At 40.7% G+C, this 12,605-nt stretch carries 10 protein-coding genes; 7 read left to right on the top strand and 3 right to left on the bottom strand.

What is annotated here, in order from left to right:
* Positions 1 to 618 precede the first annotated feature (618 nt).
* Positions 619 to 1,617: an IS630-like element ISMae24 family transposase gene (locus tag MAE_RS08665; RefSeq protein WP_012265236.1), complete on the bottom strand. Its 999-nt coding sequence runs from the start codon at positions 1,615 to 1,617 to the stop codon at positions 619 to 621.
* Positions 1,618 to 1,868: 251 nt separating this feature from the next.
* On the opposite strand from MAE_RS08665, the gene MAE_RS08660 reads away from it, so the two are divergent.
* Together MAE_RS08660 and MAE_RS08655 are read left to right on the top strand one after the other, a co-directional pair.
* On the top strand, positions 1,869 to 2,762 hold the full coding sequence (locus MAE_RS08660; RefSeq protein WP_002798388.1) for a ferritin-like domain-containing protein: 894 nt from the start codon (positions 1,869 to 1,871) through the stop codon (positions 2,760 to 2,762).
* Between the two features lie 163 nt (positions 2,763 to 2,925).
* Positions 2,926 to 3,990, top strand: coding sequence for a pentapeptide repeat-containing protein (locus MAE_RS08655; protein WP_012265235.1), 1,065 nt, complete (start codon positions 2,926 to 2,928; stop codon positions 3,988 to 3,990).
* Positions 3,991 to 4,176: 186 nt separating this feature from the next.
* Here MAE_RS08655 and MAE_RS08650 read toward each other — a convergent pair whose 3' ends face one another.
* Entirely contained in the window at positions 4,177 to 4,929 is a 753-nt protein-coding gene (locus MAE_RS08650; RefSeq protein ID WP_012265234.1) for a Uma2 family endonuclease, read from the bottom strand.
* A 191-nt stretch (positions 4,930 to 5,120) separates the two neighbouring features.
* On the opposite strand from MAE_RS08650, the gene MAE_RS08645 reads away from it, so the two are divergent.
* A complete protein-coding gene (locus MAE_RS08645; protein WP_012265233.1) occupies positions 5,121 to 5,798 on the top strand; it encodes an alpha/beta fold hydrolase in 678 nt (225 codons plus the stop codon).
* 19 nt (positions 5,799 to 5,817) lie between these two features.
* Here MAE_RS08645 and MAE_RS08640 read toward each other — a convergent pair whose 3' ends face one another.
* Entirely contained in the window at positions 5,818 to 6,450 is a 633-nt protein-coding gene (locus MAE_RS08640; protein WP_002737320.1) for a response regulator, read from the bottom strand.
* 468 nt (positions 6,451 to 6,918) lie between these two features.
* Between MAE_RS08640 and MAE_RS08635 the strand changes: the two genes are divergently transcribed.
* The 4 genes from MAE_RS08635 to MAE_RS08620 all read left to right on the top strand — a co-directional run bounded on the left by MAE_RS08635 (position 6,919) and on the right by MAE_RS08620 (position 12,242).
* On the top strand, positions 6,919 to 9,156 hold the full coding sequence (locus MAE_RS08635) for a sensor histidine kinase (RefSeq protein ID WP_012265232.1): 2,238 nt from the start codon (positions 6,919 to 6,921) through the stop codon (positions 9,154 to 9,156).
* A gap of 23 nt (positions 9,157 to 9,179) precedes the next feature.
* Positions 9,180 to 10,691 carry a glycosyltransferase family 39 protein gene (locus MAE_RS08630; protein ID WP_012265231.1) on the top strand — a complete coding sequence of 504 codons (1,512 nt, stop codon included), beginning with the start codon at positions 9,180 to 9,182 and terminating at the stop codon, positions 10,689 to 10,691.
* Between the two features lie 216 nt (positions 10,692 to 10,907).
* Positions 10,908 to 11,042: a hypothetical protein gene (locus MAE_RS35660; RefSeq protein WP_255520608.1), complete on the top strand. Its 135-nt coding sequence runs from the start codon at positions 10,908 to 10,910 to the stop codon at positions 11,040 to 11,042.
* Positions 11,043 to 11,240: 198 nt separating this feature from the next.
* Positions 11,241 to 12,242 carry a pentapeptide repeat-containing protein gene (locus MAE_RS08620; RefSeq protein ID WP_002798377.1) on the top strand — a complete coding sequence of 334 codons (1,002 nt, stop codon included), beginning with the start codon at positions 11,241 to 11,243 and terminating at the stop codon, positions 12,240 to 12,242.
* Positions 12,243 to 12,605 lie beyond the last annotated feature (363 nt).

Genomic DNA, 12,605 nt, shown 5'->3' with positions numbered 1-12,605 from the left:
GAGCGCTCGCTATTCCCCTCCTCCCATTGCTTTTTGTTGGGTTTCCTTGGGTCAACCCAACCGACGACAATTGTTATGATTACTGTAGTCCGTAGTCGCTGCCTTTTTTGCCATCTTGAGGAAATTTGACTAACTAATAGAGTTCCACCTATTAATTTTATCTTAACGGACAACAATTATAAATTTTTATTTTGATAATAAATCGGGTCAATTTTTCTTTTTGGTGATCGCCCTATAGCTGACGACATAATTCTTTTGTACTAAACTTTGAGGTTCGCAATAGGGGTTAATTCATCATTTATTTCAAAATGAGAATTGCTGCTGGAAAACACCAATATTTTTCTAGAGGTCTAATGGCTATGCGCTTTATCCAGCGAGCCTTTTAGTCGCTCTGTCACCCCTGGAAGTGTCAAATATTTCCTAATCAAAATAATTGCCAAAAAAATCTTTAAAACTGATGTTTTTATAGTGACTCTCCTGACAAATATCTTTTTTTCACCGCCTAATTTTGTTTCCCACTTGAATCAGTTATCATACTAAATCCGTTGAGCATAGGCTACTTATGAGGATAGGCACTCATGCAAAAGGCAATAGGCAAAAGGGGGAATAAATAAGTACCTAGGCAAAATTAATTACATACTCGCCTCCAAAATTGTCCAGCACTTTTTTAACGTAAGCGAGGAGGCTCTTTCGGTCTTTATAGGCGCTAAATTCAATCCATTCATATTTTAAAAATCTCCATAATATTTCAATTAAATTTAAATGAGGTGAATAAGTGGGCAACCAAAATATTTTCAAGTTTTTCTTTTCCCATTCCTCAAGTTTCTCCATAAATGCCTCGCTGGTATGAATGGAAGCTTGGTCAATTATTATGACAGTTTTTTTCTGTATATTTTGGCAATATTTATCCAGAAAATTAATAACTATCTCGCTAGTAACCGTTCCGACCTGTGTCTCATAAAATAATTGATTATCTCGTTTCATTATTCCTAAAATATTTAGTCTTTTACCTTCAATTGGTGGTAACTTTATCGTGGTTTTTTCTTCTTGCCAAGCGTCAGGAATACAAGGCTTTGAATCCCCTCCCATTTCATCCAAATATCCTATCTCAATCTCTCCTCTTTTTTCCTGTTTTTTTAGTTCTTCTAAAATAGGTAGTTTGACCTCAAGCTCCCACTCATCAGGGGTTTTGGCGACCCCTCTTCTCACCCTTTTCCACCTCATGTTGATTTTTTTTATGAGTCTTTTTATCGTGTCTTTGCTTACGGTTAATTTCCCTTCTTCTACAATTTTTATCTGGATTTTTTTTAAGCTTTTCGGTTCTTCTTTTACCCAGTCAATAACTTGTTGACCTTGGGCTTCTGTCAATTTAGGTTTTCTCCCTCTTCCTCGACGATTATAAAAACCAATTAGTTTTCTATCTTCCCAGTCCGTCAACCAATTATAGATGGTCTTTCTCGTAACTCCAAATATTCCGCTCAATTCTTCTATCGTGGTTCCCTGAAAACTTAAGAGTATACATTTCGCTCGCTCTCTTACTTGATGATGTTTACTAGCTCGATAAATTCTCTCTAGCATTTTCTGGCTCTCGGGGTTTAGGTCTCTAATCAATCTCATTGTATTTTCCTGCTGCTTCGTTTTTTTATGTATTATACTTCTTAATTTTTTATTTGGGTAATTAATTTTGCATGACTACTTAATCATTCTTTAATAACCGGATTTAGTATCAGTTATCAGATGTAAGTTTTCAGTTTACTGATTACCGTTTACTGATCACTGAAAAAAGCTTGCCACTCCCCGCTCCCTTGCCAGATTGGGGAAAAACTCCGTTAGAATACGGAAAGCCGTTAACAAAACGATACAAAATCATGACCGTTGCTTACCCTCGTAAATTCAAGAAGACGATGAGCGCTCGCGACATCATGAAGCGTGTCATTAGCGATCGCGAAATTCATCTTGTCACCCTCAACCGTTACCGCTACAACGAACAACGTAGCTGTAAAGACCTGACCGAACTGATCGAAACCCTAGACGGACAACCAAAAGAACTGATCCAGGACCTTTCCCACCACGTCGCCGATGAGGCCCGCCATGCCTACTGGTTAACCGATTTATTGATCGAATTGGGGGCCGATGTGGGGAAACCGCCGGGGTTGTCCTATATCGACGAATTTGAACGTCTTCTCGATCAAGACCAATTCCAAGGCGAAGAACAAAGGGAAGATGGACTGATTGCAGCCCTAGCGGCAATTAACGTCACGGAAAAACGGGGATGCGAATACTTTGCCGCCCATATCTATGCCCTCAAGGAAGGGGAACAAACCCCAGAAAATCTGAAAATTCGGGAAACGATCGCCAAAATTTTTCCTGAAGAAGCGGGTCATGTGCGTTGGGGTAATCGTTGGTTAGCCAAAATTGCCCAAAAAAGCCCCGAACATCGGCAAAAAGTCGAAAAAGCGAAGGCCAAATACTCAGCGATCGAACAGGCCGCCTATGAATCGGGTATGGATATCACCCTGGGGGCAGAATTGCGCCGCGTCGGTCATTTAATGGAAATCGCCGCCACTATGCCGCTTTGGGAACGTCCTCAATATCTGATGGAACGTTTACCCCAATCCCTTCTCGACCCGAAATTACAATTATTCCGGGTAGAAGCGGCGCAAAAAGCCTGGAATCGTGATCCAAAAATGTTTATGGAACGCTTTTTGCCGATGTTTTTTAATGCGGACGACAATATCGGCAAAAAAGAGAAAGTCAACTAATTTAACCTTGATTTTCAGGGGCAATCGTTCAGCGATCGCCGAAGAAATGTTCATCGAGGATCGAGAAAATCGGCTATTGTTTTAAATAGGGGTGAGTTCTCGGCTTTAGGGCCGGAGAAACACCACTTTTTTACTGTTTATTTTGGCTTTTCTCTTTTGGATTATGCGTCTTTTAGCTGCCTTCGATCGCTATCCCGATAGTGTATCTTTAACCCTAAAACCAGTAGCCACCGACTCGCAAAAATTTGATTTATATTTAACTTTACACCTACAAGCTCAAATTCAATCTCTCCTCGGCGGGGAAATTAAATGGGGACTGAAAGGAGGAAAATTAGATTTTGTTTTAGTTAATTGTCACCTAACACCAAATCCTCTTTCTAGTCAAGAGTTATACATAAATCGTATTAATAATCATCAATGGCGGTTATCGTTCAAAAGTCCTCAGTCAATATTTACAGGAGCGATCGAAAGGATTAACCTAGGAACCGTGAGTGTTGAGGAAGAACCTTATCGTCTCACGGTGCAATTTTCGCTGACAGCTGCCGATATCTGTATCACGGAAACATCGGGATTATGGAAACACGATATAAGTCCCAATAAACATAGTATTTTAGAGCGAAAGTTAGCATTTTTCCTGATGGAAAATCAATTTGATGCTTTTTTGAGTCGTATTTCTTTGGGGTCATCGCAGGTAGAATTAGATACTGTTCTAGTGGAACCGAAACCAGCAGCATCAGAAAATTTAGAGAAATTGCAGACACAAATCGAGGGAATTTATGCTGCTGTTAGTGATGATTTTCTCGAACTGGCCCAATTAGCTGAACTCGATCCCCTAAGGGATTTTACTGGGGCAAATCTCCTAGCCGCGGAATTAAGTGGTATATCTTTAGGTATGGCCAATCTCTATCAAGCTAATCTGCGCGGGGCCAATTTAACCGATGCTGATTTAAGCGAAATTAATGGCAGTCATGCTAGTTTTAGGGGAGCAGATTTAAGCGGGGCTTTATTAGCTAATGCCGATTTAAGTTATGCTGATTTTTACCGTTCTAGTTTGGCTTTAGCTAATTTAATCGGCTCCAATTTAGAAGGAGCTAATTTGGTTGAAGTCAACATCACTCAAGCGAATTTTAGCGGGGCAAAAGTGAAGGGGACAAAGTTTACCGATAATGTGGGTATGACCGAGGAATTGCGGGAAAATTTACGCTTGCGCGGGGCTTTCTGTGATTAGTCAACTATGATACTAAATCCGTTGAGTATAGGCTACATATCAAGACAGGCAAAAGGCAAGAGGCAAAAGGCAAAGGGGAGAATAAATAATCAGTTTTTAATAACCGGATTTAGTATGAGGCCTCTAAATGACACCAAATACCCTCACCTCTCCCCGAAAATAGCGTTATTGAATAACAAAAGGAGACTAGAGATTTTCCTCGGTATCTATGCCTAATTCCCGCAGTTTAGCCGCTAATTTCGCAGCTTTTTGCTTTTCTTGCTGGACTTGGCTTTCTGCCTCTAAAACCCGGTTTTCTGCCTCTACAGCCCGATTTTCTGCCTGTTGTGCCGCTTCTGCGGGAGTGGGTACTAATTCCCCTTCGGGGGTAAAATAGCGCAATTTATTGGCAGATAAACCCAAATATAAGCCTAATTGTTGACTCCAGAGCCATCCCTGGGGATTGGGGGCAATCGGTTGATATTGACCGCTAATTAGGGTAAATCCTTGAAATTCTCGGCTTTCTGGGTCAAACCAAAAATAATCGGGAGTGCGAAATATATCTTGATAAATTTGTTTTTTCTCCTCTCGGTCAACTTTGGCGGTACTATCGGAGAGAATTTCGATAATTAAATTGGGATATTTGCCCTCTTCTCGCCAAACTACCCAACTTCTGCGGTTGGGGTTGGAATTTGTCCCCAAAACGACGAAAAAATCAGGACCACGGCAGAATTCTGACTTTTTCTGGTTGGGACTGTAATAGATAGTTAAATTGCCGGTGGCAAAATAATCTTCTCGCTCGCGCCACCACCATTCTAAACACTGAATTAATAAAATAATTTGTTGTAGATGTAGGTTACTTTCCAAAGGGGGTTCATCACTCCAAAATTGGCCTTGTGGGAAGATTATCTCAGGGTTTACATGAGACTCGACTAGGGGTAAGCTTTGAGCGATAGTCATGGTTTATCCAACAGAGATAGGTCGATAACTTATTATAAATGATTGAATATACTTTTTGGATGGTTATAGCACCGGCAATTGAGTTAAAAAGTTAAAATGGGCTTAATGGCTACAATGTAAGAATATTAATAGCTCTCTGAGAGTTAAAAAATGCTAAAAACCAGCACTTTTCGAGTTTTGTAAGAGGTCTTATGAACAGAATTAACAATATTGTTTTGGTTCACGGTTTTTGGGCCGATGGTTCTAGTTATAATCAGATAACTGCCCAGTTATTAGCCGAAGGATACGTAGCGATCGCAGTGCAAAATCCTCTCACTTCTCTAGCGGATGACGTAGCTGCTACGAAAAGAATTTTAAACCGTATCGAAGGACAATGTATTCTAGTCGGTCATTCTTGGGGGGGTACGGTAATCACAGAAGTCGGCAACGATGAAAAAGTGTCCGGTTTAGTTTACATTGCAGCGCTGGCTCCCGATGCGGGGGAGTCGATGGTAGATTTGTTTAGTGAATACGAAACCCCATCACAGTATTTTCAAGAACAAGAGGGGTTTATCTGGATTTCTCAAGAGGGAATAGAGAAGATTCTCGCCAATGATTTGCCCGCCGAAAAAGCCGCTTTAATTTATGCCACCCAAACCCCAGCAGCCGCCTCTTTACTAACAGCAAAAACCACTACAACCGCCTGGAGAAATAAGCCAAACTGGTATATTGTCTCTAGTCAAGATCAAGCCGTACCCCCAGAATTACAGTTTAATTTGGCCGAGAGAATGGGAGCAAAGACAGTGGTTTTGGCATCCGGTCACGTCCCGACTATTTCCCATGCTTCAGAGGTTTTAGAGGTGATTAGAGAAGCCTCGAATAGGGGATAAGTAAATCGCCATTTTCCCCTTAAACAATACCCGAACGCAGGGCAATTACCGCCGCTTGTACTCGGTCATCAACGGCTAATTTGTTCATAATTCCCCGCACATGGGTTTTAATCGTATTGGTACTTAAATAAAGTTGTTCGGCGATTTCAGCGTTACTTTTGCCCTCAACAATTAACTTTAAAACCTCCATTTCTCGCTCTGATAAAAGTGCTAGATTGGGATTAGGTTGCACTGCCGGCGGTTTGAGATTATCCATGACTAAACGGGCAATTTGGGGGTCTAAATAGGTGGCCCCATCCTTGGCCGCTTCAATGGCGGCCAAAAGGCGATCGAGACTGGCTCCCTTGATACAATAGGCATCAGCACCACTAGCCAGAGCTGCGATCACTTCCTGTTGCAGAGTGTGGGAAGTGAGCATAACCACATGAACATTAGCTAAACCCTCCTTAATCTGTTTAGTTGCCGCAATGCCATCGAGACGGGGTAAACCGATGTCCATGACCACTAAATCTGGCCGTAGGGATAGGGCTAATTGTACCCCCGCCAGACCATCACTAGCTTGACCGACGATCTCAAAATCTGGCTGTTCACCGAGCGCTTGTTCTAAACCTAACTGCATTAAAGGATCGTCTTCAACAATTAAAATCCGCATGATCTTTGATTCCTAACGGGAAAATGTACGGTTTTCACCCATCTGCATGAGGCAGAACTACTCCTAGTTTAGGCAATCTGGAAATAGATTAACAGTGACCAGTGACCAGTGATCAGTGACCAGTGACCAGCGACCAGTGAAAGATACTAAATTTATTGAAAATTGAGGTTCTTCGTTACTTAGTATGGTTCGATAGGGGGGCATAAATCGACTAAATCCTTATCTGGCAAGAGACTTAATTGATTAGTTCGCTCTAGAGCAAAAATAATTGACAAAAATCGCCAAATGCCTTTCTATATAAGGGTTCCATCCCTTATAACCCCCGTCCATTGCATAACAAAAACCGAAGAACCAAAATTGAAAACTTAAACCTAATAACTTAAAACTTAAACCTGATAACTGATAACTGATAACTGATAACTGATAACTGATAACTGATAACTGATAACTGATAACTGATAACTGAAAATGCTACGGATTTCATCAGATCGGTCTAAAATTCTGCTTGTTGCCCTAGTTTATCTGGGTGTTGGTTGGCTAGGCTATCTCTGCTTAAATTTAGGGTCGCGACCTGCCCCAATTTGGATGAGTGCTGGTATTGGCTTAACTGCTGTTTTTTTAGGGGGAAAAAGGCTAGTTTTAGGCGTTTTTATCGGGGATTTGCTTCTGACCTTCTTTTTAGCGGCCAGTTGGCCCATAGCTCTATTTTCGGCGATCGGTAGCAGTTTATCGGCTCTGTTAGGGGCGCAATTCTTGCATTATCTGAGATTTTCCGCCACTTTACAGCGCATTCGCGATATCCTTTTACTGGTATTTTTAGCGGCTTTATTAGCCTCGGCAGTCAATGCCACTATCGATACTTTTGCCCGTAGTTGGCTAAATACTTGGGATTGGCGGCAATTTGGACAGTCTTGGGGCATGATCTGGCTCGGAGATAGTACGGGAATATTAATGACCACGCCGCTGCTGTTGCGTTTTTTCTTCAATCATCACTCCCTGCGAGAACCACGGCAACCCCAACGCCTTGGCGAGGCCTTACTTTGTCTGAGTTTGCTAACGGTGGTGACTTCCGTGGTTTTTGGTGATCAACCAAATTTTCTTAACCCCGATTGGAGTATGGTGCAGTACCTCGAATATCTGCCTTTTCCTTTTGTGGTTTGGGCCGCCATGCGTTTTCAGACTTGGGGAGCGGTAATAGCGAATTTTTTAGTATCTATTTTAGCTTTGATGGGATTGGCTAGGGGAATCAGCCCTTTTATCCTACAGGCTCCCGATTATACCAGAGGTGTCTTGATCTTACAAATCTTTTTAGTCATTGTCATGTCAACTTCTCTGTTTTTATCGGCGGCGATTAGCGAAAGACAACAGATCGATCGAGCTTTAAATGAAACTTTAGAAAGAGAACATTTAGTAACACAAGTTGCTTTAAAAGTCCATCAATCTTTAGATATAGATCAGGTTTTAAATACCATTGTTGAGGAAATCAGAAATTTTCTCGATGCCGATCAAGTCTATATCGGTCACTGTCAAGAGCGGGGGTGGTCTAAGGTAATCGCTGAGTCCCGTCGTCCCGAGATTCCCTCACTGATGGGTTGGTTTCCCGAACCAGAATTACTGGAAGAATTGGGACAATTATTTTCTTTAGATAAGTTAATTATTGCTGATAATACCGCTAAGGTGCAAACTCTGCCGACTCTCAAGGGTTATTACGAATATCTGCAAGTTAAATCCTCTTTAGTTTTACCTCTAACGGTTAATAATCAACATTTAGGCGCTTTAGTTGTCCATCAATATTCCCATCCTCGTCATTGGCAAAAAAGCGAGGTCAAATTACTAGAACAGTTAGCCACCCAAGTTTGTATCGCTATCGGCCAAGCGCAACTATATCAGAGGGTGCAAAGCTTGAATAATAATTTAGAACGGGAAGTGGCAGCAAGAACCCTGGAACTACGGGAAAAAGTCCGGGAAATTCAGCGTTTATGCGAAATGAAAACGGTTTTTTTACAGGCAGTATCCCACGATCTTCGCACTTCGATTATGGGATTAGTGATGTTATTAAAAAATTTACAGTGTCGGCAAACAGAAAAAGTAACTATCTCGCGAGCAATGCTCGATCAGGTGGTGCGTAGTTGCGATCGACAATTAACTTTAATTAATGCTTTATCAGAAAATCATTTTGCTGAAGAACGGCCTTTAATCTTGCATCGTCAACCTCTGTCTTTAAAAGAACAGGTGGAAATTTGGCTCAAAGATTGGCAAAAAGATTTTGATTTATACCAAGCTACTTTTATTAATCTTCTCCCCGATGACTTACCCGCTATTGATGCCGATCCTTGTCAGCTAAGAAGTGTTTTTGAACAATTATTAAATAATGCCTTAAAACATAACCCTTCACCGATTCAATTAGCTTTAGATGCTCGTATTGACCAAGATATGCTCTACTGCACTTTAAGCGATAATGGCATTGGCATGGATGAGGAACAATGTCAACATCTTTTCCATTTATATGTAAGAAATCTTCATAATCAACACCTAACGGGAATCGGTTTAGGTTCCTACCAATGTCGGCAAATAATCGAGGCTCACTCTGGGAGAATTGGGGTAAAAAGTACCCCGCGGGTTGGCTCACAGTTTTGGTTTAGTTTACCCCTTACCCATCAAAATTCTAGAGTGATTAAGCAGGAGTTAGTCAACAGTAATCAGTGATTTTTAACAGGATCGAGATAATTATGCTTACTCGTCAATCTGGGGTTAGATTTGCTTTAGGTTTATTGATTATTTTCAATATTTTCTATTTTGTCCATCTCGCCTACTATAGTTATGTTTGGCACGATGAATCTTTGGTCTTACTGCATCTTTCTGGTTACACACCCGAACAGTTAATTAACTATCTGTTCGATGGACAAATTAAATCTACAGAACAACTCTGGCAATTTCAAGGGGTTAATTCCGTGAAAGGTTTTCCCGATACCTTAGCCTCTCTTTATACTAGCTCGAATTACGATCTACCTCTCTATTACAGTTCCCTCTGGTTTTTAGCAAGATTATTAGGCAATTCTTATTTAGTATTAAGGGGATTTTCGGTAATTATTTGGTTTGGTATTTTAGGGAGTTTTTACCATTTAGCTTTGACTTTATTTAAAAATAAAAACGCTGCTTTAATCGCCACTACACTTATCTTCTTTTCCCCTCGTTTTACTGGTTATGCTCTAGGAATTTGGGAATACGGACTATATGTTTTCTGTTCGATACTTTCTAGCTGGTTATTTCTCAAAGCTATTGATTCCTCGCAACCGAAAAAAGATTGGTTTTTCTATAGTTTATCCCTAATCGCTGGTTTATATACCCATGTTTTCTTTATCTTTGTTTTAGTGGTTCATAGCCTATATTTTCTGCTACAGCTGAATTATTTTAACTTTTTAACCAAAAAATACTATAGCATCAGCTTACTTGCTTCCCTGTGGATTTATTCAATTTGGTTAACCCGGATTTTTACTGGTCGATTTACTATCTTTGGATGGTCAAAAGGCAGTTTACCCCTAGAGGTACTTTGGCAAAGATGGGTAACAATGATCGCTCGTTTATTTTATAATTTTAGTTTAGCCAATCCCACCATCAACCCTATTATTGAATACTGCCTAATTATCCTCGTCATCATCTCCTTTATTTATCTGAGCAAAAAAGCCGATAAAAAAGTTTTTACCCTGATCATTCTCCTGACAATTATCCCCTTTTTCTCTCTTTTAGCATGGGATCTAATCAGAGGATTTCGCTACACGGCTGTGGGCAGATTTTACTTACCGAGTTTTCTCGGTATGCTGCTGGCAGTTACCTTTTTACTAAGCAAGGGATTACAGCAGCGCCAAGGCTGGGCAAAAATTCTCTTAATATTATTGCTAGTTTTCGGATTAATTGCCAAAATTCCCTATCCACCGCCGGCAGCTAGATATGTGGGTTATGGTAGTAATATTCCCAATGCTTATACAATGATTAATCGCAGTCAAAAACCTCTAATTATTTCAGAACATTGGTTAGATACCTTGCCCCTTATCCATACTACTGATGCTAAGACCAAGTATTTATTTGTTCAGTCGAACCCTAGAGTTTCCATCCCATCCTTAAAAAATCAATTTACCGATATTTATCTCCTCAATCCTTCCCCCAGTCTCAGACAATATTTAGATGACCAGTCTATACAATTATCCCCTACGGAAAATCAAGCCTTTTGGCGAATTGATTAAAAAACCATTGACCCCTCTTGCCAAAACAGACCACAACCTGATAGACTCAATCAACCAAGGCTTCAGGGAATAGAATTGGGCAGTTCATCCCTAAGAGGGATTGACTTTTACAAAGTTTTATGCTTGCTCAACTGGAGAGTCCCCGAAATCTGGTGATTAAGAGTTTTAGCCTCTTGGCTACCGGACTGACTAAGCAGACCTAACAAATTCAACTGTATGATACCGAGTCAAGACATCGGCGAGGCAGTAGATTCAGTCAGAAAAACTGACGCACAAGACTTCTCTAATTTAATGCCTAGACCTGGCTGGCAACAAGTGGCGGGTTTAGGTAGAGACTGTTTTTGGTATTGAACCCCGATTCTTTTCGTTCTTTACCGGTTTTAGTGATTGCCAATAGGGATTTTAAGCCCGTAATTGGTTGAAAATTTCTATTTATTCGCAAAAATTCCCAGTCGCTCCCTGTACTAATCCTAGAGATCGACTTCATGATCAGTAATTTTCCCCAACCAATTCTCTGGAAATCAGCTTCCAGAACAATTTAGTTATTTTATGAGTAGCAATGCCTTAACCAATCGTGAACATCTAATCGAACTGTATAATCGAGGTGAACGCAACTTTGCGGAAGTCAGACTTAGCGGAGTCAATTTAAAGAGACAGTGTTTAAACCAGATTAACCTAAGTCATAGTTACTTAAAACGAGCCAATTTAGCCGAAGCTTGTTTAATTAACGCTAATTTCAAGGACGCTTCCCTCGAAGAAGTTAATTTAAGCAAAGCTTGTCTTATCGATGCTAACCTGACTAAAGCCGACCTTTCTGGGGCAAATTTGCGCCAAAGTCAACTAAGCGGCGCAATTTTGAGTAATACTGTTCTCAAAAAGGCTGATTTAAGTTCTGCCTGTTTAATTCACAGTAGCTTACTTTTTGCTCAACTGTTGAAAGCGAATCTCGAAGCGGCTAATCTCACCTCAGCCACTTTAACCCATGCCATGGCGGGGAAAGCTAACCTAAAACGGGCTATTCTCACTCGTGCTATTCTTAGCTCTGCTAATCTTAGCCATGCTAACTTAAAAGAGGCTAACCTAATTCGAGCCTATCTCTATCAAGCTAATCTGGAAAACTGCCATCTTCAATACGCCGACCTCAGCTATGCCGATTTGCGCGGGGCGGATTTACGCGGGGCGGATTTACGTTATGCTAACCTCGAAGGTGCTAATCTGACGGGAGCTAACCTCAATTGTAGCGATTTTGAGGGAGCTAACTTAACCGGAGCCGATTTAAGTAAAACTGACGCTAATAAAGCCAATTTTCGCCAGGCTAACTTAACCGGTTGTAATCTGCTCGGCGCTAATTTAGCCTCCGCTAACCTTTCCGGTGCTAATCTACACCAAGCGGGATTACTCTTGAGTTATTTAGTGGGAAGCAATCTTAAACGAGCTAATCTCAAACAAGCTAACTTAATTGGGGCGATTTTAACCGAAAATAATCTTCTTTCTGCTTCCCTCGAAGAAACTATTCTTCCTAACGGTAGTCGCGGTAATCTCCTTTCCTAATATTCCTAGAAAAACCCGGTTGTAGAGACTTTTCTGCCGAGGTTTCTATAACCGTGGGGAGTGGGGATAATAACTGGACTTCCCCTTTGACAAAAGGCCATAACCTGTGCTGTAGGAGGGATTAAAAGAATTTCCGCTGCCCCGTTACTGGGGACAAATTAAAGAAACTCCCAATAAATATAACGCCTTCTGTTGCAGAGACGTCGGTCGAGTTATCTTAGAAAAACGATAACTTCCCTCTCTAATTCTACAATAGAACTCTTGCAAATTAATTATATGTTATAATGGTGGGTTAACTAATTTTACCCCAAAAATTAGTTAATTAGTACATTTGTTATGAATAAAAACCTGAAGTTTTACTTT

It is taken from the genome of Microcystis aeruginosa NIES-843, from assembly GCF_000010625.1.
Lineage (GTDB): Bacteria > Cyanobacteriota > Cyanobacteriia > Cyanobacteriales > Microcystaceae > Microcystis > Microcystis aeruginosa.
The sequence above is the reverse complement of the archived record's forward strand: the minus strand, read 5'-3'. Positions and strand labels throughout refer to the sequence as shown.